At 59.2% G+C, this 25,349-nt stretch carries 26 protein-coding genes and 1 tRNA gene; 6 read left to right on the top strand and 21 right to left on the bottom strand.

What is annotated here, in order from left to right; all coding sequences use genetic code 11:
- Window positions 1-45: 45 nt before the first annotated feature.
- On the bottom strand, window positions 46-1,266 hold the full coding sequence (gene fabB / locus AC6I8F_RS06380) for a beta-ketoacyl-ACP synthase I (protein ID WP_021509164.1): 1,221 nt from the start codon (window positions 1,264-1,266) through the stop codon (window positions 46-48).
- 155 nt (window positions 1,267-1,421) lie between these two features.
- Between fabB and mnmC the strand changes: the two genes are divergently transcribed.
- Window positions 1,422-3,434 carry a bifunctional tRNA (5-methylaminomethyl-2-thiouridine)(34)-methyltransferase MnmC2/FAD-dependent 5-carboxymethylaminomethyl-2-thiouridine(34) oxidoreductase MnmC1 gene (gene mnmC / locus AC6I8F_RS06375; RefSeq protein ID WP_498028640.1) on the top strand — a complete coding sequence of 671 codons (2,013 nt, stop codon included), beginning with the start codon at window positions 1,422-1,424 and terminating at the stop codon, window positions 3,432-3,434.
- Between the two features lie 29 nt (window positions 3,435-3,463).
- Here mnmC and AC6I8F_RS06370 read toward each other — a convergent pair whose 3' ends face one another.
- The 6 genes from AC6I8F_RS06370 to prmB form a co-directional block, all read right to left on the bottom strand.
- Window positions 3,464-3,745, bottom strand: coding sequence for a YfcL family protein (locus tag AC6I8F_RS06370; protein ID WP_010617478.1), 282 nt, complete (start codon window positions 3,743-3,745; stop codon window positions 3,464-3,466).
- A gap of 33 nt (window positions 3,746-3,778) precedes the next feature.
- Window positions 3,779-4,324, bottom strand: a complete 546-nt coding sequence (locus AC6I8F_RS06365) for an elongation factor P hydroxylase (RefSeq protein WP_021509161.1) — start codon at window positions 4,322-4,324, stop codon at window positions 3,779-3,781.
- Window positions 4,325-4,390: 66 nt separating this feature from the next.
- Window positions 4,391-5,188 carry a sulfite exporter TauE/SafE family protein gene (locus AC6I8F_RS06360; RefSeq protein WP_021509160.1) on the bottom strand — a complete coding sequence of 266 codons (798 nt, stop codon included), beginning with the start codon at window positions 5,186-5,188 and terminating at the stop codon, window positions 4,391-4,393.
- Window positions 5,189-5,197: 9 nt separating this feature from the next.
- Window positions 5,198-6,025 carry a penicillin-insensitive murein endopeptidase gene (gene mepA / locus AC6I8F_RS06355; RefSeq protein WP_428833746.1) on the bottom strand — a complete coding sequence of 276 codons (828 nt, stop codon included), beginning with the start codon at window positions 6,023-6,025 and terminating at the stop codon, window positions 5,198-5,200.
- Window positions 6,026-6,030: 5 nt separating this feature from the next.
- Window positions 6,031-7,116 (bottom strand): chorismate synthase, encoded by a 1,086-nt coding sequence (gene aroC / locus AC6I8F_RS06350; RefSeq protein ID WP_058758410.1) that lies wholly within the window; start codon window positions 7,114-7,116, stop codon window positions 6,031-6,033.
- Between the two features lie 46 nt (window positions 7,117-7,162).
- Window positions 7,163-8,095: a 50S ribosomal protein L3 N(5)-glutamine methyltransferase gene (gene prmB / locus AC6I8F_RS06345; protein WP_498028639.1), complete on the bottom strand. Its 933-nt coding sequence runs from the start codon at window positions 8,093-8,095 to the stop codon at window positions 7,163-7,165.
- 153 nt (window positions 8,096-8,248) lie between these two features.
- On the opposite strand from prmB, the gene smrB reads away from it, so the two are divergent.
- Window positions 8,249-8,797 (top strand): endonuclease SmrB, encoded by a 549-nt coding sequence (smrB, locus tag AC6I8F_RS06340; RefSeq protein ID WP_021509156.1) that lies wholly within the window; start codon window positions 8,249-8,251, stop codon window positions 8,795-8,797.
- Between the two features lie 328 nt (window positions 8,798-9,125).
- Here the strand turns inward: smrB and sixA are convergent, their stop codons facing one another.
- The 4 genes from sixA to AC6I8F_RS06320 all read right to left on the bottom strand — a co-directional run bounded on the left by sixA (window position 9,126) and on the right by AC6I8F_RS06320 (window position 13,708).
- Window positions 9,126-9,608, bottom strand: a complete 483-nt coding sequence (gene sixA / locus AC6I8F_RS06335) for a phosphohistidine phosphatase SixA (RefSeq protein WP_021509155.1) — start codon at window positions 9,606-9,608, stop codon at window positions 9,126-9,128.
- 195 nt (window positions 9,609-9,803) lie between these two features.
- On the bottom strand, window positions 9,804-11,933 hold the full coding sequence (fadJ, locus tag AC6I8F_RS06330; protein ID WP_262264402.1) for a fatty acid oxidation complex subunit alpha FadJ: 2,130 nt from the start codon (window positions 11,931-11,933) through the stop codon (window positions 9,804-9,806).
- Window positions 11,933-13,243 carry an acetyl-CoA C-acyltransferase FadI gene (fadI, locus tag AC6I8F_RS06325; RefSeq protein ID WP_021509153.1) on the bottom strand — a complete coding sequence of 437 codons (1,311 nt, stop codon included), beginning with the start codon at window positions 13,241-13,243 and terminating at the stop codon, window positions 11,933-11,935. The genes fadJ and fadI overlap by 1 nt, the downstream gene beginning before the upstream one ends.
- Before the next feature lie 168 nt (window positions 13,244-13,411).
- The gene (locus tag AC6I8F_RS06320) at window positions 13,412-13,708 is read right to left on the bottom strand and encodes a YfcZ/YiiS family protein (protein WP_021509152.1); all 297 of its coding nucleotides are present in this window, start codon (window positions 13,706-13,708) and stop codon (window positions 13,412-13,414) included.
- 358 nt (window positions 13,709-14,066) lie between these two features.
- Here AC6I8F_RS06320 and fadL point away from each other — a divergent pair, with 358 nt between their 5' ends.
- Window positions 14,067-15,350 carry a long-chain fatty acid transporter FadL gene (fadL, locus tag AC6I8F_RS06315; protein ID WP_498028638.1) on the top strand — a complete coding sequence of 428 codons (1,284 nt, stop codon included), beginning with the start codon at window positions 14,067-14,069 and terminating at the stop codon, window positions 15,348-15,350.
- A gap of 71 nt (window positions 15,351-15,421) precedes the next feature.
- On the opposite strand, the gene mlaA is transcribed toward fadL, so the two are convergent.
- Genes mlaA through ccmA form a run of 10 tightly spaced genes read right to left on the bottom strand, consistent with a single transcriptional unit; the run spans window position 15,422 to window position 23,181 of the window.
- Window positions 15,422-16,189: a phospholipid-binding lipoprotein MlaA gene (gene mlaA / locus AC6I8F_RS06310; protein ID WP_021509150.1), complete on the bottom strand. Its 768-nt coding sequence runs from the start codon at window positions 16,187-16,189 to the stop codon at window positions 15,422-15,424.
- 35 nt (window positions 16,190-16,224) lie between these two features.
- Window positions 16,225-17,436, bottom strand: coding sequence for a c-type cytochrome biogenesis protein CcmI (gene ccmI / locus AC6I8F_RS06305; RefSeq protein WP_058769878.1), 1,212 nt, complete (start codon window positions 17,434-17,436; stop codon window positions 16,225-16,227).
- A complete protein-coding gene (locus AC6I8F_RS06300) occupies window positions 17,436-17,891 on the bottom strand; it encodes a cytochrome c-type biogenesis protein (protein ID WP_394521553.1) in 456 nt (151 codons plus the stop codon). The genes ccmI and AC6I8F_RS06300 overlap by 1 nt, the downstream gene beginning before the upstream one ends.
- Window positions 17,888-18,445, bottom strand: coding sequence for a DsbE family thiol:disulfide interchange protein (locus AC6I8F_RS06295; protein ID WP_010617464.1), 558 nt, complete (start codon window positions 18,443-18,445; stop codon window positions 17,888-17,890). Before AC6I8F_RS06295 ends, AC6I8F_RS06300 begins: the two co-directional genes overlap by 4 nt.
- The gene (locus tag AC6I8F_RS06290) at window positions 18,442-20,400 is read right to left on the bottom strand and encodes a heme lyase CcmF/NrfE family subunit (RefSeq protein WP_498028637.1); all 1,959 of its coding nucleotides are present in this window, start codon (window positions 20,398-20,400) and stop codon (window positions 18,442-18,444) included. Before AC6I8F_RS06290 ends, AC6I8F_RS06295 begins: the two co-directional genes overlap by 4 nt.
- Window positions 20,397-20,882: a cytochrome c maturation protein CcmE gene (ccmE, locus tag AC6I8F_RS06285; protein ID WP_021509145.1), complete on the bottom strand. Its 486-nt coding sequence runs from the start codon at window positions 20,880-20,882 to the stop codon at window positions 20,397-20,399. The genes AC6I8F_RS06290 and ccmE overlap by 4 nt, the downstream gene beginning before the upstream one ends.
- Window positions 20,879-21,112 (bottom strand): heme exporter protein CcmD, encoded by a 234-nt coding sequence (gene ccmD / locus AC6I8F_RS06280; protein WP_058769876.1) that lies wholly within the window; start codon window positions 21,110-21,112, stop codon window positions 20,879-20,881. The genes ccmE and ccmD overlap by 4 nt, the downstream gene beginning before the upstream one ends.
- Window positions 21,109-21,849 (bottom strand): heme ABC transporter permease, encoded by a 741-nt coding sequence (locus AC6I8F_RS06275; RefSeq protein WP_498028636.1) that lies wholly within the window; start codon window positions 21,847-21,849, stop codon window positions 21,109-21,111. The genes ccmD and AC6I8F_RS06275 overlap by 4 nt, the downstream gene beginning before the upstream one ends.
- A 58-nt stretch (window positions 21,850-21,907) precedes the next feature.
- Window positions 21,908-22,567, bottom strand: coding sequence for a heme exporter protein CcmB (gene ccmB / locus AC6I8F_RS06270; protein WP_058758454.1), 660 nt, complete (start codon window positions 22,565-22,567; stop codon window positions 21,908-21,910).
- Window positions 22,567-23,181, bottom strand: a complete 615-nt coding sequence (ccmA, locus tag AC6I8F_RS06265; RefSeq protein ID WP_498028635.1) for a cytochrome c biogenesis heme-transporting ATPase CcmA — start codon at window positions 23,179-23,181, stop codon at window positions 22,567-22,569. The genes ccmB and ccmA overlap by 1 nt, the downstream gene beginning before the upstream one ends.
- Before the next feature lie 243 nt (window positions 23,182-23,424).
- Here ccmA and AC6I8F_RS06260 point away from each other — a divergent pair, with 243 nt between their 5' ends.
- The 3 genes from AC6I8F_RS06260 (at window position 23,425) to AC6I8F_RS06250 (ending at window position 25,299) form a co-directional block, all read left to right on the top strand.
- Window positions 23,425-24,357, top strand: coding sequence for a formate/nitrite transporter family protein (locus AC6I8F_RS06260; RefSeq protein WP_058775841.1), 933 nt, complete (start codon window positions 23,425-23,427; stop codon window positions 24,355-24,357).
- Window positions 24,358-24,445: 88 nt separating this feature from the next.
- Window positions 24,446-24,520: transfer RNA gene (locus AC6I8F_RS06255), tRNA-Arg, on the top strand.
- A 458-nt stretch (window positions 24,521-24,978) separates the two neighbouring features.
- On the top strand, window positions 24,979-25,299 hold the full coding sequence (locus AC6I8F_RS06250; RefSeq protein ID WP_498028787.1) for a tyrosine-type recombinase/integrase: 321 nt from the start codon (window positions 24,979-24,981) through the stop codon (window positions 25,297-25,299).
- The last annotated feature ends 50 nt before the right edge of the window (window positions 25,300-25,349 follow it).

The following is a 25,349-nucleotide window of genomic DNA, read 5'->3' as shown; positions in this document are numbered from 1 at the left end:
ACAACAAAGGCCGGATTAACCGGCCTTTGAGCATTAGCGCAAGCGTTACGCCTGGTATTTACGCAGGGTCAGCGTGGCGTTGGTGCCACCGAAGCCGAAGCTGTTGGACATCACCGTGGTCAGCGCTTTTTCGGTTGGCTGCGTCACAATGTTCATGCCTTTCGCTGCGTCATCCAGCTGTTCCACGTTAATGCTTGGCGCGATGAAGCTGTGCTCCAGCATCAGCAGGGTGTAAATCGCTTCCTGCACGCCTGCCGCACCCAGCGAGTGACCGGTCATGGCTTTGGTCGCAGAGATGTATGGCGTGTTGTCGCCAAACACTTCGCGAATCGCGCCCAGCTCTTTCACGTCGCCGACTGGCGTTGACGTGCCGTGAGTGTTGAGGTAGTCGATTGGCGTATCCAGACCCTGCATCGCCATCTTCATGCAACGCACCGCGCCTTCGCCTGACGGTGCCACCATGTCAGCGCCGTCAGAGGTTGCGCCGTAGCCGACGATCTCAGCGTAGATGTGGGCACCACGCGCCAGCGCATGCTCCAGCTCTTCCACTACCACCATACCGCCGCCGCCGGCGATCACGAAACCGTCACGGCTGGCATCGTAAGTACGCGACGCTTTTTCCGGGGTTTCGTTGTATTTAGTCGAGAGCGCGCCCATGGCGTCGAACTCACAGGCCATTTCCCAGCTCAGCTCTTCGCCGCCGCCAGCAAATACCACATCCTGTTTGCCCAGCTGAATCTGCTCCACCGCGTTACCGATGCAGTGTGCTGACGTCGCGCACGCCGAGCTGATGGAGTAGTTAACGCCGTGGATTTTGAACGGCGTGGCCAGGCAGGCAGAGACGCCGGACGCCATCGCTTTGGTCACCACGTACGGGCCAACGCCTTTCAGGCCGCGCGGGCCACGCATTGCGTCGGCACCGAACACCTGATAACGCGGGGAACCGCCACCGGAACCGGCAATCAGACCGACACGCGGATTGTTCTGGTACTGCTCATCCGTCAGGCCGGAATCTTTGATTGCTTCTGCCATCGACAGATAGGCATAGATTGAGGCATCACTCATGAAACGCACGATTTTGCGATCGATGAGCCCGTTAGTGTCCAGTTTGACGTTACCCCATACATGGCTGCGCATGCCGGCATCTTTCATCTCTTCGGAGAAAGTGATTCCGGAACGGCCTTCACGCAGGGAAGCCAGCACTTCCTGCTGGTTATTACCAATACTGGAAACGATACCCAGGCCAGTAATCACTGCACGTTTCATTCAATAGTCCTCATTCCACTTCTTTTGGATTGACGTGCACTCTAGCTTACAGTTGTACGCCGAACAAGTCCGATCAGCCATTTCCTTTTGTAAATTTGCGTCATGTGACGCCACTCGCTAAAATCGCGCCACTGCCTGAAAAATGAGCCTTTCCCGTGAAGTTATCCCCGGTTGAACACGCGCAATTAAACTGGAACGATCAGGGTACACCTGTTTCCCGAGCGTTCGACGACGTCTATTTCTCCAACGACAACGGACTGGAGGAGACGCGCTATGTGTTCCTCGACGGTAACCATCTTCCGCAGCGATTTGCCACACATCCGCGCGATCTGTTCATCGTTGCCGAGAGCGGTTTTGGCACCGGACTCAACTTTCTTACCCTGTGGCAGGCATTCGATCGCTTCCGCGCCGCCCATCCGCAAGCCGGGTTGCGCCGCCTGCACTTTATCAGCTGCGAAAAATACCCGCTGACCCACGCCGATCTGGTGAGCGCGCACGCGCACTGGCCGGAACTGGCCCCGTGGGCCGGACAGTTACAGCAGCAGTGGCCGCTGGCCCTGCCCGGCTGTCAGCGCCTGCTGTTCAATGGCGGCGAGGTGACGCTGGATCTGTGGCTGGGTGATATTAACGCGCTGATTGATACTTTTGATGACAGCCTCAACGGTCAGGTTGACGCGTGGTTTTTAGATGGCTTTGCGCCGGCGAAAAACCCGGAGATGTGGACGCCTTCCCTGTTCGCCGCCATGGCGCGGCTGGCGCGTCCCGGCGGCACCTTCGCCACCTTTACCTCGGCGGGCTTTGTGCGGCGGGGCTTACAGCAGGCCGGATTCAGCGTGGCGAAGCGCAAAGGCTTCGGCCACAAGCGTGAAATGCTGACCGGCGTGCTGGACAGCGCGCCCGGGCCGCTGCCGGCTCAGCCGTGGTATGCGCGTCCGCAGGCCGACAGCCACGAGGTGGCGCTGATTGGCGGCGGCGTGGCCAGCGCGGTGCTGGCACTGGCGCTGCTGCGCCGTGGCTGGCAGGTTACGCTGTACTGCGCCGATGCCGCCCCGGCGCTCGGCGCATCGGGTAACCGTCAGGGCGCGCTCTATCCGTTGCTTAACCAGCACGATCCGGCGCTCGCCACTTTTTTCCCGGCGGCGTTCAGCTTTGCCCGTCGCCTGTATGATGCGCTGCCGGTGATGTTCGAACATCAGTGGAGCGGCGTGCTGCAGCTCGGCTGGGATGCCAAAAGCGCGGAGAAGATCGCGCAGATGCTGAGCATGGATCTGCCGCACGCGCTGGCGCACGGCGTCAGCCCGCAGCAGGCGCAGCAGCTGGCCGGCGTCGATCTCGACTGCGGCGGCATTTTTTATCCGCAAGGCGGCTGGCTGTCGCCGTCACAGCTCACCAGCAATCTGCTGGAGTATGCCCAGACTCAGGGGCTGCGCATGCACTGGCTGCATCGCGTGACGCAACTGGTCCGCCAGCAGGCAGGCTGGACGCTGCAGTTCGCCCAACAGCCTGCGGTAAGCCATCAGCAGGTAGTGCTGGCCAACGGCCATGCGCTGCAGGCGATCGGGCAAAGCCGCGATTTGCCGGTGTATGCGGTGGCCGGTCAGGTCAGCCATGTGCCGACCAACGCGGCGCTGAACCCGCTGCGCACCGTGCTGTGTTACGACGGCTATCTCACCCCGGTCAGCCCGAACTTTGCCACGCACTGCATCGGTGCCAGCTACCATCGCGGTGAAACGACAACCGCTTTCCGCGCCGACGATCAGCAGGAGAATCGTCAGCGGCTGATTAACTGTCTGCCGCAGGTCAGCTGGCCGACACAGGTTGACGTCAGCGCTGATGAAGCGCGCAGCGGCGTGCGCTGCGCCACGCGCGATCATCTGCCGATGAGCGGCAGCGTGCCGGATTACGCGGCGACGCTCAGTGAGTATGCGGATTTACCGGCGCAGCGCGCGCGCGGCGAGCAGATTGCGGAAGCGCCGGTGCATCCCGGCCTGTTCGTGCTTGGCGCACTAGGGTCGCGCGGACTGTGCAGCGCACCGCTGGCGGCAGAAGTGCTGGCGGCACAAATGAGCGGTGAGCCGCAGCCGCTGGACAGCAGCACGCTGGCGGCGCTGCATCCCAACCGTTACTGGGTGCGCAAATTGCTGAAAGGGAAAAAGGCAGGACGCTAAAGCGCGGGGCGAGCGATCGCCCCGGCCAGTCAGGCAGTGAGGCGCGCCTGGGTAAACAGGTTATCCCACATGCCCACCACCAGCGCCTGGTCGCGCGGCGACAGTTCACCGGCGGCGATGGCGTTTTGCAGGCTGTTGGTGACCTGAATCTGCAGCGCTTCCGGCGTGTGTTCGCCGCTCTGCTCAATTTCCGCTACTGCCAGCGTCAGATGGCCACGCAGATAACCGCTGGCAAACAGTTCGTCGTCGCTGGCGTGTTCGACCATATCGTCAATCAGCGCCAGAATGCGGGACTCGAATTCTACGATCATCTTCTCATCATCCTTCATTTATCGGAGTGCGGCTCACAGATCTTCCGGCCACGGAAACTGTGCCGCCGTCAGTGCAGGCGTACCATAATAGCTGGCTAACGCATCAATAAAGCGCGCCGGACGCGCCGGAATACCGTGCTGCAGATAATGCATTACCTGCGCATGCACCTTGCGCTGAAACGCGATGCGATCCGGTTCACAATCGCCGTCGAGATTGTCACAGCTGACGTTGAAGGGAAAGCCGGCTGCCACACAGAACAGCCACTCCAGCGCCTGCGGCTTAATCTCCACCGCTTCAAACTGGCCCTGCGTTTGCGCATCGCGCCCGTCCGGGCAGTACCAGTAACCAAAATCCACCAGCTTACGCCGCGCTTCACCGGCAATGCACCAGTGCGAAATTTCGTGCAGCGCGCTTGCGTAAAAGCCATGGGCAAACACCACGCGGTGCCACGGCGAGGTGTCATCCGCTGGAAGATAAATAGGTTCATCATCGCCTTTAATTAGACGCGTCTGAAAATCGTCAGCAAAGCAGCCGTCAAAAATCTCCACCAGCTGCTGATAATGGTGCTCTTTACTCATAATATTTTAATCTTTAAACAAACCGCCGCCATTGTCGCACTGGCGGCCGGTTTTGACGAGTGCAGATTACAGTGCGGCAAACCAGGCGAGAATGACACTGCCGTGGCTGTCCCACAACAGCTTAGCGCTCATCACGGCAGACACCGTCACCACCATCGGGCGAATCAGCTTCTGACCGCGGCTCAGCACCAGCCTGGCGCCGAGGCGTGCGCCAATAAACGCCCCCAGCAGCATAATCACGCCGGTGCCCCACACCACCTTGCCGCCGAACATAAAGAACAGCAGACTGGCGAAGTTGGAGGTGAAATTTAGGATTTTGGCGTGGGCGGTGGCTTTGGCCAGATTGAAGCCGCAAAGCGTGACGAAGGCCAGCGCATAGAACGAGCCGGCACCCGGGCCGAAGAAGCCATCGTAAAAGCCGACGCAGCCGCCGCCCACCAGCGCAAACGCCAGGCCATGCAGGCGCTGCTCGCGATCGGCCTCGCCAAGACGCGGCATCAGCAGGAACCACAGCCCGATGCTGATCAGCAGCAGCGGCAGTATCTGGCGCAGTATCTCAGCCTGAATATGCTGAATCAGCAGCGTTCCGCCAATCGCGCCGAGAAAGGTCATGGCGATATTCAGCCGCTGCTCGCGCAGTTTCACCGCGCCGCGCCGCACAAAATAGAGGCTGGCCGAGAAAGAACCGCCGACCGACTGCAGCTTGTTGGTCGCCAGCGCCTGCGCCGGCGAGAGACCGGCCGCCAGCAGCGACGGCACGGTCAGCAGACCGCCACCGCCGGCGATGGAATCAATAAAGGCCGCCAGCACGGCGACCAGAAACAGCACGCCAAGCACGATCGGACTCACAACAAACAGATCCATCTCAGGTTCCTACAGTAGATGCTTATCAAGTAACGCCTGGCAGGAAGGCGGCAACGGCGGCGGCGACTTCTTCACCGGCGGCGTAGTGCCCGGCTTCTTCGGCAGGAACCAGCTCTCCAGCTCTGCGCCGCAGCCATCGCCCGGCGGCGGTGGCGCCTGATCTTCACACTCCAGGCTGCCCGGCGGGCAGCGCAGGCGCACGTGCATGTGTGCCCGGTGGGCGAACCACGGCCGCACTTTGTGGAGCCACGCACGATCGCTACCGGCATCGGCACAAAGCTGCTTTTTAATCGCCGGATTGACGAAGATGCGCGTGACGTCGTCATCTTTCGCCGCCAGCTTGATCAGGCTGTCGATCTGCGGCTGCCAGTGACGCGCGATGACCTGGCGGTCGTCCGGCCCAACCAGATCGAGCGGCTGCGGCTTCAGCAGCTGCTGTGCCGTCCAGCGGCTCTGCGGCAGCTGCAGCCAGATATCCACGTCGAGACCGGTCTGATGGCTGGCGTGACCGCTGCTAAAACGTCCGCCGGCGGCCATGCCCATATCACCAATCAGCACCTGGCCCAGCTGCAGCTGGTGCGCCTGGGTGCTGAGGCGCTGGATAAAGGCGATCAGGTCCGGGTGGCCGTAATAGCGGCGCTGATCCTGACGCATCACCTGATAGTTAGGCGAGTTGAGCGGCAGCTGCTGCGCCCCGACGATACAGCCGTTGGCAAAGCTGCCGATGGACTGCGGGCTGCCGGCAATCGGTTGATGGATTTGCTGCCACGGCGTGGCAGCCAGGCTGGCCGCACTGCACAGCAGCGCGGCAAGGGAGAGAAGCAGGCGACGTATCATGCGGCTTACCAGCGCGGGACGCTGCTGTTGACGTCAGCGTTCTGCCCACGCTGGCGCAGCAGGTGATCCATCAGCACAATCGCCATCATCGCTTCCGCGATCGGCACCGCGCGGATGCCAACACAGGGATCGTGACGGCCTTTGGTAATCATCTCCACTTCCGCGCCGTCGCGGGTGATGGTGTTGCCCGGCACGGTGATGCTGGAAGTGGGCTTCATCGCTAGGTTGGCGCTGATGGTCTGGCCGCTGCTGATCCCGCCGAGAATGCCGCCGGCATGGTTGCTTTGAAAACCATTGCTGCGGATTTCATCACGGTGCTGACTGCCGCGCTGGTTGATTACCGCGAAACCATCACCGATCTCCACGCCTTTCACCGCGTTGATGCTCATCAGCGCGTGGGCCAGGTCGGCGTCAAGGCGATCGAACACCGGCTCACCGAGGCCCGGCGGCACGTTTTCGGCCATCACCGTGACTTTGGCACCGATGGAGTCGCCCTCTTTTTTCAGCGCGCGCATCAGTTCGTCCAGCGCATCGAGTTGGTCGGCATCGGGGCAGAAAAACGGGTTATCTTCCACGATACTCCAGTCTTTCAGTTCGCAGGCAATGTCGCCAATCTGCGCCAGATAGCCGCGCACCACGATGCCGTGCTTCATCTGCAGATACTTTTTAGCAATGGCACCGGCCGCCACGCGCATGGCGGTTTCGCGGGCCGAGGAGCGGCCGCCGCCGCGATAGTCGCGCAGGCCATATTTCTGTTCGTAGGTGTAATCCGCATGGCCGGGACGGAACAGATCTTTAATCGCGCTGTAATCCTGCGAACGCTGGTCGGTGTTTTCAATCAGCAGACCGATGGAGGTGCCGGTGGTGACGCCTTCAAACACGCCGGACAAAATCTTCACCTGATCCGGCTCGCGGCGCTGGGTGGTATAGCGCGAAGTGCCGGGACGACGACGATCGAGATCGTGCTGAATATCGGCTTCGGTCAGCGGGATGCCGGGCGGCACGCCATCAACAATGCAGCCAAGCGCAATACCGTGCGACTCGCCAAAGGTGGTAACGCGAAAAAGTTGTCCGATGCTGTTTCCGGCCATGGGGGTTCCTTGTTGCGATGTTGCGGGCGAGCGCTCGCCCCGATTTTTAGTCTTTATAGAATGAGAAGTGCGACTGCGCCGCGACGATTTGATCGCGCGTCAGCATGAACACGCCGTCACCGCCGTTATCAAACTCCAGCCAGGTAAAGGGCACATCCGGATACTGCTCCATCATGTGCACCATGCTGTTACCGACTTCGCAAATCAGCACGCCCTGCTCGCTGAGGTAGTCCGGCGCGCAGGCCAGGATGCGGCGCACCAGCTTCAGGCCGTCGCTGCCCGCGGCCAGGCCGAGTTCCGGCTCGTGGCGATATTCGTTCGGCAGGTCGTCCATGTCTTCGGCATCGACGTACGGTGGATTGGTGACGATCAGGTCATATTTAACCTGCGGCAGATTGCGGAACAGGTCGGCGCGAATCGGCGTGACGTGATGCAGCAGACCGTGCTCTTCGATATTCTGTTCAGCCACGGCCAGCGCGTCGGTGGAGATATCGACAGCATCCACTTCCGCTTCCGGGAAGGCGTACGCACAGGCGATGGCGATGCAGCCGCTGCCGGTGCACATGTCGAGAATATGGCGTGGCGTTTCGTAGATCAGGCCGGCAAAGCGGTTTTCGATCAGCTCGCCAATCGGTGAACGCGGCACCAGCACGCGCTCATCGACGTAGAATTCATGGCCGCAGAACCAGGCTTTATTGGTGAGGTAGGCCACCGGAATGCGCTCGTTAACGCGACGGATTACTCGTTCCACGATGCGGTGACGTTCGCTGGCGGTCAGGCGCGCGTGGCGCATGTCTTCCGGAATATCCAGCGGCAGCCAGAGCGTCGGCAGCACCAGTTGGACCGCTTCGTCCCAGGGATTGTCCGTGCCGTGGCCGTACCAGATGCCCGCCGCCGAAAAGCGGCTTACTGCCCAGCGCAGCATATCCTGAATGGTGTGCAGTTCGTTCACTGCCTCATCGACGAAAATCTTGTCCACGTAGCCCTCCGCAGGCCATAAAATCAATCGGCCGATAGTGTGCCATGAAGCCGGGCAGAATTCAGCGCAGCGAGGTGAAAAAGCTGACATTTGTTGACGCTTAGCGGTAAGGTAACGGCCAGACACCCGCCATTTCTGATGATTCACTAAGACATGAGTAAAAAGACGCCGCTAAGCCAGGACGACCAGGCGCTGTTCCGCCAGCTAATGAGCGGTACGCGCCAGCTGAAACAGGATACGATTGTGCACAAACCGGCAGTGAAAAGCCGTGAAGTGCCGCTGAAGCGGCTGCTGTCTGAGCAGGCCGATAACAGCCATTATTTCTCCGACGAGTTTCAGCCCCTGCTCTCCAGCGACGGGCCGACGCGCTATGTACGCGCCGACGTCAGCCATTACGAGCTGAAAAAATTACGGCGTGGCGATTACACGCCAGAGATTTTTCTCGATCTGCACGGGTTAACCCAGCTTCAGGCGAAACAGGAACTCGGCGCGCTGATTGCCGCCTGCCGCCGCGAGCATATTTTTTGTGCCAGCGTGATGACCGGCCACGGCAAGCACATTCTCAAGCAGCAAACCCCGCTCTGGCTGGCACAGCATCCGCACGTGATGGCGTTTCACCAGGCACCCAAACTGTTTGGCGGCGACGCCGCGCTGCTGGTATTGATTGAAGTCGAAGAGTGGCAGCCGCCGGAATTACCCTGACCGGCAAAGGGGCAGCGAGTGGGAAATAAAGTGATCTCTATTATTCCCCAAAATAATTCAGGTTGCAGCAAGGCGGCAAGGAAATGAATCCCCGGGAGCTTACATTAGTAAGTGACTGGGGTGAATTGACGCAGCCAACGCCGCTGCGGCCTGAAGTATGACGGGGAATCCCCGGGAGCTTACATCAGTAAGTGACTGGGGTGAATTGACGCAGCCAACGCCGCTGCGGCCTGAAGTATGACGGGGAATCCCCAGAAGCTTACATCAGTAAGTGACTGGGGTGAATTGACGCAGCCAACGCAGCTGCAGCCTGAAGTATGAAGGGGAATTACATGGCTTTGGCTAATTTGGCCGGACTCACCTGCCACGCCAGCTTGCCTTCGCAGGCGTCGGCATCGAACTCCACGCAGGCAATGGCGGAGGTGGCGAACATCGGTGGCGCTTCCTGCGGGCAGAGTTCAGATACCAGATAACCCACCAGCGGCAGATGCGAAATCACCAGCACTGCGTGCGCACCCTGCACCGCCAGCGCCTGTAAATGACAGGCGACCATGCCCGGATCGCCGCCTGGCGTCAGTTCTGGCAGCACTTCCTGCCCTTCCGGCAGTTTCAGCGCTTCACGTACCGTGGCGAGCGTTTGCCCGGCGCGCAGATAAGGGCTGACCAGCACCTTATCGATTCCCGGCGTCTGACCATTCAGCCAGCTCGCCATCTGACGTGATTCGTCGCAGCCACACAGGGTGAGAGGACGAACCGCATCACTCGCTGCTTCCAGAGCTGCGTCGCCGTGACGCATGATAAAAACTTGCATAAAGCACCGCTGTTGTTTGTCGATATCGCCGGGTACCACAGCACCAGACGCTTCATTCTGCGAATGAACGCTGTGTTTTACCCCAATGGCTTGAGTATAGTCAACCGGTTGTTTATTAAATAAGCACATCTCAGAATGGTGCCGCGCCAGGCACTGCGCGGCCCCGATTCTAACCCGCTGAATCCGTGCGGCTATTCATGAATGTGCAGAAGTGTAAAAATTCGTTTTCCCTTCTGACATTGCCACTAACGCGTCACAGGGCGTAAAACGCTCGCCGTATTGCTGCATTAATGTACGTAATGTATTGACGATCTCGCCCGCACCACGCTGGTCAATATAGCGGAACGGCCCGCCGAGAAACGGCGGAAACCCGATGCCAAACACTGCCGCGATGTCGCCGTCGCGGGCGCTGCGGATCACCGCTTCGTCGAGACAACGTACCGCCTCGTTAAGCATCAGCATCACACAGCGCGTGGCGATCTGCTGCTCGCTCTGTTTCGCCTGGGGTTTTAACTGCAGCAGGCGGTACAGACTGGCATCGGCCTGACGTTTGCGCGGCCAGCGCGTGCGCTGATAATCATAAAAACCTTTCTGGTTTTTGCGCCCTTTGCGATCGTCGGCCAGGATAGCGCTCACCGCCTGCGGCGCGCTGAAGCGTGAACCGTAGGCCTGTTCGAGAATCGGGCTGATTTTGCTGCCGACATCAATACCGACTTCATCCAGCAGCTGCAGCGGGCCGACCGGGAAACCAAATTTCACCAGTGCGCTATCAATGTGTTCAATGGGCTCGCCCTCCAGCAGACAGCGCATGGCTTCATTTATATAGGGCGCGAGAATGCGGTTAACATAAAAGCCGGGACGGTCAGCCACCACCACGGCGGTTTTGCCCTGACGACGCGCCAGATCCACCGTGGTGGCCAGCGTCTGTGCTGAAGTGCCGCTATGCGGAATCACCTCGACCAGCGGCATCTTGTCTACCGGACTGAAGAAGTGCAGGCCGATAACATTCTCCGGGCGCTGCGCGCCGGCGGCGATCTGCGCAATCGGCAGCGAGGAGGTGTTAGACGCAAAGATAGTGTGCGGCTGACAGTGTTCTTCAATCTCGGCCACCATTTGCTGCTTCAGCGCCAGATCCTCAAACACCGCTTCGATCACCAGATCGCGCTGGCGGAAGCCCTGATAATCGGTGCCGCCGCTGATGCGCGCCATCTGCTGCTGGCGTTCCGCCGGCTTGAGCTGGCGACGTTTTACCTTTTTGCTCAGCAAATCCCAGCTGTACTGCAGCGCGTGGTTAACGCCGTTAAGGTTGATATCGCGGATTCGCACCGGCAGACCGGCTTTCAGCGCGGTGACGCTGGCAATCCCGCCGCCCATCAGCCCGCCGCCCAGCACGCCAATCTGCTGCAGCGGGCGCGGCGGCGCATCCGCCATCGGCTCTTTCTTCAGGGCGGTGGAAGCAAAAAACAGGCTGCGCAGTGCGGCCGACTGCGCGGTCATCGCCAGCTCGCCAAACGCACGCGCTTCCGCGGCGTGACCGGCGGCGCTGCCCTGCTCCAGCCCGATGCGCACCACCTGCAAAATGCGGTCGGTGGCCGGATAGTTACCGTGGGTTTTACCATCGGTCTGGCGTTTGGCCAGCGTAAACAGCAGCGGACGCGCCAGCGGCCCCTGCAGCAGGCGATCGCGGCGCGACAGGCTGCGTGCGGCGTGCTTTCCTTTATGTACACGTGCCACGGCGGTTGCCAGCAGAATCGCCTGCGGTACGGCATCATCCACCAGGCCAAGCTTTAGCGCCTGCTTAGCGCGCAACTGTTTGCCGCTGAGGATCAGCGGCAGCGCCTGCTGCACACCTATCAGACGCGGCAACCGCTGGGTGCCGCCGGAACCGGGCAGCAGGCCGAGCTGCACCTCCGGCAGGCCGAGACGGGTTTTCTCATCCAGCGAGCAGATGCGCGCATCGCAGGCCAGCGCCAGCTCCAGCCCGCCGCCAAGACAGGCTCCGTGAATGGCGGCGACCACCGGGAACGGCAGCGCGGCGATCTCCGCCATCACTTCCTGTCCCTGCCGCGCCAGCGCTTCAGCCTGCTGCGCCGTTTCACAACTGGCGATCATGCTGATGTCCGCACCGGCGACGAAGTTGTCGCGTTTGCCTGAAATCAGCACGATGCCCGCCAGCTGCGCATCGCTGCGCGCCTCCGCCAGCACCGCGCGGATTTGCGGCACAAACTCCGCTTTCAGGGTGTTCATCTTTTCGCCCGGCACATCAATGGTGATCACCGCAACGTGATCCGGACGCATCTGTAAATGGAATGCAGATTCGCTCATTATTCGGCCTCCAGAACCATCGCGCTGCCTAATCCGCCAGCGGCACAGGCGGTCACCAGCCCTAAGCCGCCGCCGCGCCGCCGCAGCTCATGCAGCGTTTGCGTGATCATGCGCGCGCCGGTGGCGGCGAACGGATGACCGTAGGCGATGGAACCGCCCAGCACGTTGAAACGCGTCTCGTCGACTTCGCCCAGCGCGCGATCGCGCTTCAGCACCTCGCGCGCAAAGCGTTCATCGTTAAACAGCCTGAGGTTGGCCAGCGTCTGCGCGGCAAAGGCTTCATGCATGTCGATCAGCGTCAGATCGCCGAGGGTAATGCCGGCGCGATCCAGCGCCAGCGGTGATGCGTAAGCCGGTCCGAGCAACATGTCCTGCCAGACATCAATCGCGGCAAACGCATAGCTGCGCAGGTAACCGAGCGGTGTAATGCCCAGCTCACGCGCGCGCCCTTCACGCATCAGAATCAGCGCCGCCGCGCCATCGGTCAGCGGCGTGCTGTTGGCCGCGGTGACCGAGCCGTGGCGACGGTCAAACGCCGGACGCAGCTTTGCATAATCCGCCGCACTGGCGTTAAAGCGAATGTTGTTGTCCTGCTCAATCGGTGCTTTCCACGGCGGCACAAACGCCGGCATCACTTCCTGCGCCAGCACGCCGGATTGCCAGGCCTGTGCCGCACGCTGGTGCGAGCGCAGCGCCAGTGCGTCCTGCTGCTCACGCGTAATACCGTGCGTTTTGGCCATCTGCTCGGCGGTGTCGCCCATGCGTAAACCGGTGGAGTATTCCGCCACGGCCGGCGGCACCGGCAACAGATCGCGTGGGCGCAGGCGGCGTAAGATGTGTAATTTTTTGCTCAGGGTGCGGGCTTTGTTGAGGTCAACCAGCGCGCGCGCCAGCGTTTTGCTGACGCCAATCGGCAGCACCGAGGAGGAGTCAGCGCCACCGGCAATACCTGCATCAATGGTCCCGGCCATCAGGCTTTCCGCCACGTTGGCCACCGCCTGAAAGCTGGTGGCGCAGGCGCGGCTCACGCTGTAGGCATCGGTGTGCACGCTCAGTCCGCTGCTCAGCACGATTTCACGCGCGATATTGGGGGCTTCCGGCATCTGCACCACCTGGCCGAACACCAGCTGATCGATCACCTCCACCGGCAATTCGCTGCGCGCCATTAATTCGCTGACCACCATGCGCCCCAGCTCCAGCGCCGGAATGCCATGAAAGTCGCTTGCCTGGCGGGCAAACGGGGTGCGTAATCCGTGGGTAATGGCGATACGTTCGCCCTGACGCGTCAGCAGCGGCTGCGCTTTGCTCATTGCACTCACCTGTAATTTACGACCTGAGCATCATTGCCCAACAGGTCTGACCTGATCATCAGTGTTAACCAGGTGTTGCTAAGTCGCCAATAACAGAAGAAAAAAAGTGCGAGGAGTAACACGAAAAAGAGGCAACGCTGCCGAAAAAGCGGGTCGGCAGCGGCGGGATTAGCGTAAGCCGAGCTGGAAAATTAGCGTTTCGGCCTGGCAGGCAAAGGTGAAATCGACGTCCAGGCGCACGCCGTCTGCTTCGTCGGTAAAGCGCGAATGAATCTCACACGGATCGGACTCGACCTGACGCGCTTTGGCGCTCAGTTCGGCCAGCATTGCTTCAGCCGCCTGACGGTCAGCGAACACGCCTGACCAGCTGGCGCTGCAATCGGTATTGTCCATCACGGTGCCCACGTCAACGCAGCAGCAGGCTGCCGTTTCGTTCGCACTACAGTTTCTAATGGCATCAGTCATGTTTTTCTCCTGACGATAAATCAACACTATCGGATCATTTTCTGCTGCAAAGTGTACGCCGGATGCCACGTCGCGGCTATCTTCCGCCCGCTAAGTGACGAATATCACACTAAAATTTGATCCAAAACAAATTTGACTCGCTATGCTGGAGCAGAACCGCAAGGATTTTGTTAAGCAGATCTGATTTTATCGATCAAAGCAGAAATATTTTAAAAACAATATTGCAACAAATACACAGGTCGGACCTATACTCGTCGCACTGGTCTGATATGTGTCTGTATCGTCAGTCCCTACAATCCGCCGTCCTTTGTTACGCGACGTAACTACGTTTAATAATAATTTAGATGAGGTTGTGGTCATGAACCATAAGAACCTGTTTGCAAAGTCAGCTGTGGCAGCTGCAGTGGCGCTCGTCTCTTCTCACGTCTACGCCGCAGGCTTTCAACTTAACGAATTCTCAGCAATCGGCCTGGGCCGCGCCTATTCCGGTGAAGGCGCCATGGGTGATACCGCCGCCTCTGCCAGCCGTAACCCAGCCACCATGGCCCTGATGGACCGCCCTTCTTTCTCCATCGGTGCCGTCTATATCGACCCGAAAGTGGATATCAGCGGTAACAGCCCGACCGGCAACAGCCTCAACGCCAGCAATATTGCGCCAAACCAGTGGATCCCGAACATCCATTATGTGCATCCGATTAACGATCAGTGGTGGATTGGCGCCTCGGCCACCTCGAACTACGGTCTGGCCACCGAATTTAATAACGGCTACACCGCGGGCGGCTTTGGTGGCAAAACCGATCTGATGACCGGCAACTTCAACCTCAGCACCGCTTATCGGTTAAATGATAACTTCAGCTTCGGCGTTGGCTTTGACGCGGTGTACGCCAAAGCGAAAATTGAGCGCTACGCCGGTGAAGCCGGTGCCCGCGCCGGTCTGCCGGCCGATACCCAGGTCGCGCACCTGAAAGGTGACGAATGGGGCTACGGCTGGAACGCCGGTATCCTGTATGAAGTGGATAAAAACAACCGCTTCGGCTTCACCTATCGTTCTAAAGTGAAGATCGACTTCGACGGCGATTACAAGAGCAATATCCCGCGCGCCTTCAACGGCACACCGCAGGCGATTGCGCTGGGTCTGCCGTATGGCACCAGCGGTGCCACCATTCCGGGTTCGCTGACGCTGAACCTGCCGGAAATGTGGGAAGTGTCCGGCTGGCATAAAGTGGCGCCACAGTGGGCGGTTCACTACAGCCTCGCTTATACCAGCTGGAGCCAGTTCCAGGAGCTGAAAGCCACCGGCAGCAACGGCCAGACGCTGTTCTATAAAGATGAAGGCTACCGTGATGCATATCGCATCGCGTTAGGTACCACTTATAACTACGACGATAACTGGACGTTCCGTACCGGTATCGCGTTTGATGACAGCCCGGTGCCGGCGGATAAACGCTCTATCTCGATTCCGGATCAGGATCGCCTGTGGCTGAGCGCCGGTGCGTCTTACGCCTTCACGCCGGATGCGTCGGTTGATGTCGGGGTTTCCTATATGCACGGTCAGCACGTGACGGTGAAAGAAGGTCCTTATACCTTTAATTCCGAAGGTAAGGCCTGGCTGTACGGCGCTAACTTTAACTACAAGTTCTGATAATCAGTGCAGCGGCCCATGCGGGTCGCCAGCTGAAAACAAAACGGCGACCTGTTGGTCGCCGTTGTCATTTATTGAGAGTCGATATCTTTTAAATCGTCCTGAATCGCGCTGGCGTTCGGGTTCTCCTCCGGCTTCAGCTTGCCGCCGCTGGCGAGGAAATCGTTACGCTGGAAATAGGCGTTGCGGATAAAGGCGTACGGATCCTGCTGCTGTCTGAGCAGGCCGTCGGAATCAAGCAGCTGCGCGCGCGTTTCCACCCCTTCCAGCGTCCATTTACCGATCGACATCGGCCAGGTAAGCCAGCTCAGCACCGGATAAAGCGTATCGACGTAGTCGCCGCCATCCTGACGCACGGTAAAGCTGCCGTAACCTGGCAGTACCACGTACGGACCGTAGCCAACGCCATAACGGCCCAGCGTGCTGCCAAAGTGGTGCGGCACTTCACGCGCCAGCTGGGGATTAGCTTTGCCGGCGACGTCGATGAAACCGCCGAGGCCGAGCACGGTATTCAGGAAGAAACGGGTAAAGTGAATGCCCGCCTGACGCGGCTCGCCGACCAGAATCGAGTTCACCATGCTGGCCGGTTCATCAAGGTTACCGAGGAAGTTGCTCAGCCCGGTACGGGCCGGCACCGGCACGTAATCACGCCAGGCAACCGCCACCGGGCGCACTACATAGGGATCCAGCACGTTGTAGTTGAAGTTAAACATCGTGCGGTTGAACCCTTCGAGCGGATCGCTGCGCTGCGCAGGCGTCGTCTCGTCGGCCGGTTTGGAACTGGCACATCCCACCAGCAGTAAACTGGCCAGCGCCAGGCCGGTCAGGCGATTATTCATTCTTCTCTCCCTGTGCAGATAAAAGGTGTATCGCTTCAGGGCTGCTGCTGATTGACCTCAACAGCCATCGGCTGGTGACCATCCCAGGGGGTGACCGCGCTTAAACCAAACCAGTCGCCGGACTGCGGATTAGCACTACCATCGCGCGAAATGCGCACCCTGACCTGCACCTGATGCTGCGCCGAAAGCAGGCGATCCGGCATCATGGCGTTGCTGTCATCCAGCGTAAGCGATAGCGGGAAGTGGCTGAGCGGTAAACGCTTTACAGCCACAGGCACCGGTGAAACACCGTCAGACACAGAAATATACAACACTCCGCCCGGCGGTAACATTTTTTCTGCCTCTGGCGTTAAGCTCACCGTCAATGCCAACTGGCTATTTTGCTGTCCCGCGTCGGTTTTCGCTTGTTCAATGCTGCGCTCTATCATGGTAATGCGTCGATCGCCGGCCGGCAGCAGCTTCAGCATCACCTGCCAAGCGCCAATCGCTTCGCCATACTGCTGCTGCTCAAAGGCATTGAACGCCAGCAGACTGAGGGTGCGCACGTTGCTGTGGTCGCGCTTCAGCAGGTCTTTCAGCAGCATATTGGCCTGGCGGTTATCCTGCGGATCGCTGGAGCGCGTCAGCACTTCGGCATAATCCTGCTGCAGTTCAAGGTTGTCCGGCGCCAGCTGCAAAGCGTGCTCAAAGGCCTGGCTGGCATCGGTGGCATTGTTCAGCACCATGCCGAGGCGGCCCAGCATCGCCCAGTCATTGAGGTTTTGCGGATCGTTTTGTAGCGAGGTGCGCAGGCCGAGCTGCAGACGCGCCAGCTCTTCCATGGTCAGCGGCTGCGCATTGGGATCCATCACCCGCGCGCGCAGCGCCGGGTACTCCTGCTGCACGCTCTGCCAGCCCGCCAGCTGGGCGAGGCCACCGGTTTTCAGATAAACGCCCACCGACACCAGCACCAGGACGATCACGCCCGGCAGCAGCACCCAGCGGCTGCTGTGATGCGCGCGGGCCGCCGCGTCGCCGGGCACGTCGGTCAGCAGCGTTTGCTGCAGTTCGCGCACCATCTCCGGACGTTCACTGACCACGCCCTCGGCTTCATCATGCTCCAGCTCGCGCAGACGCTGCTGATAAAAATCGGTATTGAGACGATCGCGATCGCCGCTGCTGGCCTGACGCTGCCGCCAGCCGGCACCGACAAACAGCGCCGTCGCCGCCGCCAGTAAAATAATCAGGGTAATCCAGAATCCAGTCATTACGGCTTCCCGTCACGCTTCAGAATCGCCGCAAGGCGCTGTTGTTCATCGTCATCCAGCTCGCTGCGCGCGTTGCCGCGTCGGCTGCGCAGAATAATAATCAGCCCGCCGAGCACCACAAACAGCGCCGGTCCGACCCAAAGAATCAGCGTCGACGGCGTCACCGGCGGTTCATAAGTGACGAAGTTGCCGTAACGCGCCACCATGTAATCAATGATCTGCTGGCGGCTCTGGCCCTGCTTCATCAGCTCATACACTTTCAGCCGCATGTCGGCGGCAATCATCGCGTTGGAGTCGGCAATACTGTTGTTCTGGCACTTCGGGCAGCGCAGCGATGCGGTGAGCTCGCGATACTGCTCCTCCTGCTGGACCGAATCGAACTGATAAGTATCGATCGCGGCCCACAGGCTGGTGCTCAGCAGCAGACCCGTGAGCAACATAAGCAGCTGTTTCATACGCCTGCCTCCTTGCTGTATTTCTGCCACAGCGGCTTCACCTCTTCATTCCATACCCGGTCGTTCATGTCGCCGGCGTGGCGGTAACGGATAATGCCGTGGCCATCAATCAGGAAAGTCTCCGGCGCGCCGTAGACGCCGAGATCCAGACCGAGCATGCCGTCGCCGTCATACAGGCTCAGCGCATACGGATTGCCGAGCGTGTTAAGCCAGGTGACGGCTTTGCTGCGGTCGTCTTTGTAGTTGAGGCCAACCACGCGAATGCCCTGCTCCGCCAGCGTGTTGAGATATTGATGCTCGGCGCGGCAGGTCGGGCACCAGGTGGCCCAGACGTTCAGCAGCAGCGGTTTGCCATCGGTCAGCACCTGCTGGTTATAGATTTTACCCGGCTGATCCAGCGCTTCGAGTTTAAACACCGGCACCGGTTTACCGATCAGCGCCGATTCGAGTCGCGTAGGATCGTCACCGCTGGCGTTGCGCGTCAGCTGCCACAGCAGCGCTGCCGCCAGCAGCAGAAACAGGACTAAAGGAATAAACAGGATCTTTTTATTCATGCCAGTTCCTCGCGCTGCGCTTTTTTGCGCGAGCGATAGCGCGGATCGAGCAGGCACAGCAGGCCGCCCACCGCCATAAACACGCCGCCGAACCAGATCCAGCGCACAAAGGGTTTGTAATAAATACGCACCGCCCAGGAACCGTCATCCAGCTCTTCGCCCAGCGCCGCGTAGAGATCGCGCGTGAAGCCGCCGCTGATCGCCGCTTCCGTCATCATGGTGCGCGCTGCGGTATAGAAGCGCTTCTCTGCATGCAGCACCGCTTCTGGCTTACCGTTGCGTGTGACATCGATAATCGCCACGCTACCGCTATAGTTAGGGCCCTGCAGATTGTGCACGTCGCGGAAAATAAAGTGATAGTTGTGGATATCCACGCTGTCGCCGGCCTTCATGCGCACGTCACGCTCAACGCTGTATTGGGTGCTGAAGGCAATGCCCACCACCGTCACCGCCACGCCAAGATGGCCCAGCACCATGCCCCAGTGGCTGCGCGACAGATGGCGCAATCCCGCCAGAAAACGATGCCGATGGGTAGCGCGTTCGTGCAGCTCCATCAGCGTCAGCAGGATCACCCAGATGGCCATCAGCAGGCCAATCACCGTCATCGCTTCAATGCGATCCTGCAACAGCCACGGCAGCACGATCGACAGGATCAGCGTCACCAGCAGACCCACGCCGAGCCGCTTCCACAGCTTTTGCGGCTCATCGCGGCGCCAGCGCACCAGCGGCCCGATGCCGAGCATCAGCGCGAACGGTGCCATCAGCCAGGTGAACATGGTATTGAAGAACGGCTCGCCAACCGAAATGCTGCCCAGCCCGAGCTGTTTATGCACCAGCGGCAGCAGCGTACCGAGCAGTACCACCAGCATTGCGGCAATCAGCAGCACGTTGTTGCCGAGCAGGAAGGATTCGCGCGACCATGCTTCGCTCTGCACGCGGCTGCGCACCTGGCCCCCTTTCAGAGCGTACAGCAGCAGCGAACTGCCGATGACAATCACCAGGAAGGCGAGGATAAACATCCCGCGCGCCGGATCCGAGGCGAACGAGTGCACCGATACCAGCACGCCGGAACGCACCAGGAAGGTGCCCAGCAGGCTTAATGAGAACGCGGTAATCGCCAGCAGCACCGTCCATGACTTAAAGCTGCCGCGTTTTTCTGTCACCGCCAATGAGTGCATCAGCGCAGTACCGGCCAGCCACGGCATAAAGGACGCGTTTTCGACCGGATCCCAGAACCACCAGCCGCCCCAGCCGAGTTCGTAATACGCCCACGCGGAACCGAGCACGATACCAATAGTCAGAAATACCCATGCCGCGGTGGTCCACGGACGTGACCAGCGCGCCCAGGCGGTATCCAGCCGGCCCGCCATCAGCGACGCGATGGCAAAGGCAAACGCCACCGAGAAGCCAACATAGCCCATATAGAGCAGCGGCGGATGGAAGATCAGCCCGATATCCTGCAGCATCGGGTTGAGGTCGCGCCCATCAATCGGAAAGTTCGGCAGCGTGCGGGTAAAAGGATTCGAGGTGAGGATGATGAACAACAGGAAGCCGAGGTTGATCATCCCCATCACCGCCAGCACGCGCGCCAGCGCATCCTGCGGCATGCCGCGGCTGAAAATCGCCACCGCTAATGTCCAGGTGCTGAGCAGCAGTACCCATAGCAGCAGCGATCCTTCATGCGCACCCCAGGTGGCGGCGATGCGGTAATACACCGGCAGCAGCGAATTGGAGTTGGTGGCAACGTAGCCGACGGTAAAATCGTTGACCACAAACGCGTGCACCAGCACGAGCAACGCGGCGGCGATGCACAGGAACATGCCCCAGGTGAGCGGACGCGCCAGCGCCATCAGTCGGCCATCCTGACGCGCTGCGCCCCACAGCGGATAAATACTCAATAACAGCGCTAAGCCCAGCGCCAGACACAGCAGAAAGCTACCAATTTCCGGCATCATGATTGCGTACCCGCCTGCTGATAGGCCGCTGCCGGTCCGTTATGATTCTTCTTCATTGCGTCCTGAATTTCCGGCGGCGTGTACTTCTCATCGTGCTTCGCCAGCACCTCTTTGGCGTTGACCAGATTCCCGTCCTCCAGCACGCCCTGCGCCACCACGCCCTGCCCTTCACGGAACAGATCCGGCAGAATGCCTTCGTAGCTGACGCTGACCACGCCGTTGGCATCATACAGTTTGAACGACACCGCCAGCGTTTTCGGATCGCGTTTGACGCTACCGGGCATCACCATGCCGCCGACGCGCAGGCGCTGACCGGCCTCTGGCTTCTGGTGATCCTCACCTTTGCCGTACAGAATTTCACTCGGGGTGTAGAACAGGTCGATGTTGGAACGCAGCGCGTACATCACCAGCGACGTGGCAAGGCCTAAGCCCACCAGCACCGCCACCACCACATACAGGCGGTTACGACGACGGATATTCACACGGACTCTCCTGCTGCTTCACTGGCAGCTTGTTTAGCTTTTGCCGCGCGGATGCGGCGCTCGCGGGACTGACGCTGGCGAATCTCTGCCAGCAGGCGGCGACGGAACAACACGGTGTGCAGCAACAGACCGATCAGCGGAATCAGCGTAAAACACACGGCCAGCCAGACGTAAAAGGCATAACCGCCCATGGCGAAAAACTCGCTCCACGATGAGAAGGCAGGCGTCATGCTTTGCGTCCTCCCTGCGCCACGTCAATCGCCCACGGGCGGTGACGCTCGGTAAACAGAATCAGGTTGCGCAGACGCATCAGGGTGAGCGCACCAAACACCAGCAGATAGCCGAGAATCGACCAGCGTAGCGGCGTGCGCATGCTGGGATCGATCGCCTGTTGCAGAACGCCCGACGAGCCCTGATGCAGCGTGTTCCACCACTGCACGGAGAAGTGAATAATCGGCAGGTTAACTACGCCGACCAGAATCAGGATGCCGGCCGCGCGTCCGGCGGTGCGGCGATCGTCGAAAGAGTGATAGAGCGCAATCACGCCCATATAGAGGAACAGCAGCACCAGTTCAGAAGTCAGACGCGCGTCCCAAATCCACCAGGTGCCCCACATCGGCTTGCCCCACGCCGAGCCGGTCACCAGTGCGATAAAGGTAAATACTGCCCCAACTGGCGCCATCGCCGCAGCCGCCAGATCGGCCATTTTCATCTGCCACACCAGGCCGATGAAGGCGGCGATGGCCATCGAGGCATAGACGCCCATCGACCACATCGCCGCCGGCACGTGAATGTACATGATGCGGAAGCTGTTGCCCTGCTGATAATCCGCCGGCGCAAAGCCGAATCCCCAAATCCAGCCGAGCAGCAGCGCGCCGACGCCCAGGATTGCGAACCAGGGAATCAAGCGACCGCATAGCTGGTAAAGCCGCTCAGGCTTTGCCCACTGGTGTAACCATTTCCACATTGACATTGCTCACACTAAATAAGAATTCGGATGGCGGCCTCTCTGCCGGAGGTCCGCCTTAATGCAGACTGATGCGCAGCGCGGCGGCGGTCGCAAACGGCGACAGCGTGGCGCTGACCGCCAGCATGGCGCCAAGAATCGCCAGATAACCGCCGATCGGTAACCCCTGACCGGCCGCATCAATCGCCGCGCTGGCAAAAATCAGTACCGGTATCGACAGCGGCAACACCAGTAAACTCAGTAATACGCCGCCGCGCCGCAGCCCGACGGTCAGGCCGGTGCCAATCGCACCGAGAAAACTCAGGGTTGGCGTGCCGATCAGCAGCGTCAGCGCCATTGCCCGCCAGCCAGCAAAATCCAGCGACAGCAGCAGCGCCGCCAGCGGCGAGAGTAAAATCAGCGGCAGCCCGGTAATCAGCCAGTGCGCAATCACTTTGCCCAGCACGGTGATCGGCAGCGGCGTCGGCAGCAACAGCAGCTGCTCCAGCGATCCATCAAGAAAGTCGTCGCGAAACAGCCGCTCCAGCGCCAGCAGCGATGCCAGCAGCGCGGCTACCCAGGCGACGCCAGGTGCGATGCGCGCCAGCTGCTGCGGCTCAGGGCCAATGCCTAACGGGAACAGCGTAATCACGATGAGAAAAAACCACAGCGGATTAACCACTTCCGCGCCGCTGCGAAAGGCAATCTTTAACTCACGCTGAATAACCCGGCCAAGCATCACGCCCACTCCGATTTAAGACGAATTTTGCGCACGCGCGCCTGGCTGTCCGGCAGGTCCTGATGGGTCGTCAGAATCACCACGCCACCGTTATCGGCATGATCGGCAAAGCGCGCCATTAATTTTTCCACGCCGTGTTTGTCGATGGCGGTCAGCGGCTCATCCAGAATCCACACCGGAGCCGGGCTGAGCCACAGTCGCGCCAGCGCCACGCGCCGCTGCTGCCCGGCGGAAAGCTGAGCCACCGGCACCTCTTCATAGCCCAGCAGATTGACCTGCTCCAGCGCGTCATACAGCGTGTCTTCACTGCGATCGCCGTGCCAGAAATGCAGATTCTCCCGCGGCGACAGCACCGATTTCACGCCCGGATGATGGCCGAGATACAGCAGGTTTTGCTGCCATATTTCGCGCTGCCGGCGAATCGACTGCTGCTGCCAGCGTACTTCGCCCTGCTCTGGCCGGCTTAACCCGGCCAGCAGTCGCAACAGTGAAGTTTTGCCTGCGCCGTTGGGCCCTTCGATTTGCACCACATCGCCCGCCTGCACCTGAAAACTCAGTCCGTGGAACAGGGTTCGCTCATCGCGAACGCAGGCGAGATTAATCACTTCGAGCATAGAAGGGAGATTCATAGCAATAAATGAGGCGGGAATAATACCACACTCAAACCAGGGGCCGAAGTCTGTGCGCAAGCTCCCCCTTCCCCCAAATGGGGTATTCATGCGCATCAGATCAAGAAAGCGCTCAAAAAACCACCTCTGCTAATCTCTTGTTACTCTTAATTTGAATCTTTGTAACATTTCGCCCTTGCTAAAAGCGTCTACGCTTATTACGCACTGGCATTATCACCGGGAGAAAAAATGAAGCCATCGCCATCAAATAACACGCATGACAATGACGTGGACAGTGAAGAAAAAGAACAGGGAACGGATATCGAAGTGGACGAAGACGCCCTGCCCTCGCGGGCTGCGGCGATCCATGAAGAGATTCGGCAGGACGGTGAAAAGGAGCTGGAACGCGACGGCATGGCGCTGCTGTGGTCAGCGATTGCCGCCGGCTTATCGATGGGTGCCTCGCTGATGGCGAAAGGCATTTTCCAGGTGCACCTCGCTGGCGTGCCCGGCGCTTATCTGCTGGAGAATCTCGGCTATACCTTTGGTTTTGTCATCGTGATTATGGCGCGCCAGCAGCTGTTTACCGAGAATACCGTCACCGCCGTACTGCCGGTGATGCATAAACCCACCGGCGGCAATTTTATGCTGCTACTGCGGCTGTGGAGCGTGGTGCTGATCGGCAATTTAATTGGTACCGCGCTGGGCGCGCTGGCGTTTAATCATATGCCGATTTTCGATGACGCCACGCGCCAGGCCTTCACTGCCATCAGCGAAAAAGTGATGGAGCACACGCCGGGCGAAATGTTTGCCAACGCAGTGATTTCAGGCTGGATCATCGCCACCATGGTGTGGATGTTTCCTTACGCTGGCGGCGCCAAAATTGTGGTGATTGTAATGATGACCTGGCTGGTGGCGCTGGGCGATCTGGCCCACATTGTGGTCGGATCGGTTGAAGTGCTGTATCTGGTGTTTGCCGGCACGCTGCCGTGGCAGGAGTTTTTGTGGCCGTTTGCACTGCCCACCCTGCTGGGCAACATCACCGGCGGTACGCTGATTTTTGCCCTGATCAGTCACGCGCAGATCCGTAACGACATGAGCGAAGCGGCCAAAGCCAAAGCGCGAGCCGAACAGAAGCGTAAAGAGAGGCAGGAAAAGCAGAAAGATCAGGAAAAAGCGTGATCGTCACCGCCTGATTGCTGACACTTTGAGCAAACAGGCGGCCCACGGTTAAAATCCCCTGCACGGTGCGCTATACTGCGCGCCGCACGTCTCCTTAGTTAAATGGATATAACGAGCCCCTCCTAAGGGCTAGTTGCAGGTTCGATTCCTGCAGGGGACACCATCTTTTATTTCATATCATCCTGCCGCGCCTAAAAAGCCCTACATATCAATAAGATAATCATTTTTCGTTACCATATTTTGCCTGCTAACGTCTAACCGAATCCTTACGCGGATATGTATAGTTTTGCGTAAAACCCGGTACGATCTTTTTTCTATACACATATGTTGACATCGATACCCAAACCCAGACTACGCGTACTAAAGCTATACCCCTTCAATAATGGCGCACGCTTATCACTGCTTATAGAACCCAATGACCTAAGGGGCTGGCGATTCAGAAATCGCTTATCAAGCGAACAGCCACTTGAATGATTGACCATCCTCTAAAAAAATTGAGAACAGTGTTGCGTTAGAGCAAGATCCGCCGCTGATGCGGTGGAGTTTTTAACTTTTCTGGTGTAACGGGCAGAGCTAAATATAATTTTGCGCCCGACATAGCCATCACATTAAACAGGCCCCATCAGAACTACTTTTTTCCTGACTCAGAAAGAGATTCCAGCCTTCGTTGAAGCGCTCAAGGGGTATCAGGGAAGCTCACTGACTAAATACGCTGCACAGCTATTTATGCTTACTGGTGTTCGCAGCGTTGAACTTAGTGAGGTTACGTGGTGTGAGTTCGATTTAGTTAACGATCTGTGGGAAATCCCGAAATGGAGAATGAATAAGCACAGCTCTCATTTGGTGCCGCTATCGTCTCAAGGAATTGAAATTTTTATTATAATGAAGGAAATATCAAGCAAATATCGATTTGTTTTTTCTGGCATGAACTCCGTTAGATAGCCAATGAGTGATGCCAGTATCAATAAGGTGAAAAAGAGGACTGAATATCA

The organism is gamma proteobacterium symbiont of Axiagastus rosmarus, assembly GCF_059730925.1.
The sequence above is the reverse complement of the archived record's forward strand: the minus strand, read 5'-3'. Positions and strand labels throughout refer to the sequence as shown.

What these genes read in the sequence shown, in the direction of transcription:
- fabB (WP_021509164.1), bottom strand. Translation starts at nt 1,266, where the DNA reads ATGAAACGTGCAGTGATTACTGGCCTGGGTATCGTTTCCAGTATTGGT.
- AC6I8F_RS06370 (WP_010617478.1), bottom strand. Translation starts at nt 3,745, where the DNA reads ATGATCGTAGAATTCGAGTCCCGCATTCTGGCGCTGATTGACGATATG.
- AC6I8F_RS06365 (WP_021509161.1), bottom strand. Translation starts at nt 4,324, where the DNA reads ATGAGTAAAGAGCACCATTATCAGCAGCTGGTGGAGATTTTTGACGGC.
- AC6I8F_RS06360 (WP_021509160.1), bottom strand. Translation starts at nt 5,188, where the DNA reads ATGGATCTGTTTGTTGTGAGTCCGATCGTGCTTGGCGTGCTGTTTCTG.
- mepA (WP_428833746.1), bottom strand. Translation starts at nt 6,025, where the DNA reads ATGATACGTCGCCTGCTTCTCTCCCTTGCCGCGCTGCTGTGCAGTGCG.
- aroC (WP_058758410.1), bottom strand. Translation starts at nt 7,116, where the DNA reads ATGGCCGGAAACAGCATCGGACAACTTTTTCGCGTTACCACCTTTGGC.
- smrB (WP_021509156.1), top strand. Translation starts at nt 8,249, where the DNA reads ATGAGTAAAAAGACGCCGCTAAGCCAGGACGACCAGGCGCTGTTCCGC.
- sixA (WP_021509155.1), bottom strand. Translation starts at nt 9,608, where the DNA reads ATGCAAGTTTTTATCATGCGTCACGGCGACGCAGCTCTGGAAGCAGCG.
- fadJ (WP_262264402.1), bottom strand. Translation starts at nt 11,933, where the DNA reads ATGAGCGAATCTGCATTCCATTTACAGATGCGTCCGGATCACGTTGCG.
- fadI (WP_021509153.1), bottom strand. Translation starts at nt 13,243, where the DNA reads ATGAGCAAAGCGCAGCCGCTGCTGACGCGTCAGGGCGAACGTATCGCC.
- AC6I8F_RS06320 (WP_021509152.1), bottom strand. Translation starts at nt 13,708, where the DNA reads ATGACTGATGCCATTAGAAACTGTAGTGCGAACGAAACGGCAGCCTGC.
- fadL (WP_498028638.1), top strand. Translation starts at nt 14,067, where the DNA reads ATGAACCATAAGAACCTGTTTGCAAAGTCAGCTGTGGCAGCTGCAGTG.
- mlaA (WP_021509150.1), bottom strand. Translation starts at nt 16,189, where the DNA reads ATGAATAATCGCCTGACCGGCCTGGCGCTGGCCAGTTTACTGCTGGTG.
- ccmI (WP_058769878.1), bottom strand. Translation starts at nt 17,436, where the DNA reads ATGACTGGATTCTGGATTACCCTGATTATTTTACTGGCGGCGGCGACG.
- AC6I8F_RS06300 (WP_394521553.1), bottom strand. Translation starts at nt 17,891, where the DNA reads ATGAAACAGCTGCTTATGTTGCTCACGGGTCTGCTGCTGAGCACCAGC.
- AC6I8F_RS06295 (WP_010617464.1), bottom strand. Translation starts at nt 18,445, where the DNA reads ATGAATAAAAAGATCCTGTTTATTCCTTTAGTCCTGTTTCTGCTGCTG.
- AC6I8F_RS06290 (WP_498028637.1), bottom strand. Translation starts at nt 20,400, where the DNA reads ATGATGCCGGAAATTGGTAGCTTTCTGCTGTGTCTGGCGCTGGGCTTA.
- ccmD (WP_058769876.1), bottom strand. Translation starts at nt 21,112, where the DNA reads ATGACGCCTGCCTTCTCATCGTGGAGCGAGTTTTTCGCCATGGGCGGT.
- AC6I8F_RS06275 (WP_498028636.1), bottom strand. Translation starts at nt 21,849, where the DNA reads ATGTGGAAATGGTTACACCAGTGGGCAAAGCCTGAGCGGCTTTACCAG.
- ccmB (WP_058758454.1), bottom strand. Translation starts at nt 22,567, where the DNA reads ATGCTTGGCCGGGTTATTCAGCGTGAGTTAAAGATTGCCTTTCGCAGC.
- ccmA (WP_498028635.1), bottom strand. Translation starts at nt 23,181, where the DNA reads ATGCTCGAAGTGATTAATCTCGCCTGCGTTCGCGATGAGCGAACCCTG.
- AC6I8F_RS06260 (WP_058775841.1), top strand. Translation starts at nt 23,425, where the DNA reads ATGAAGCCATCGCCATCAAATAACACGCATGACAATGACGTGGACAGT.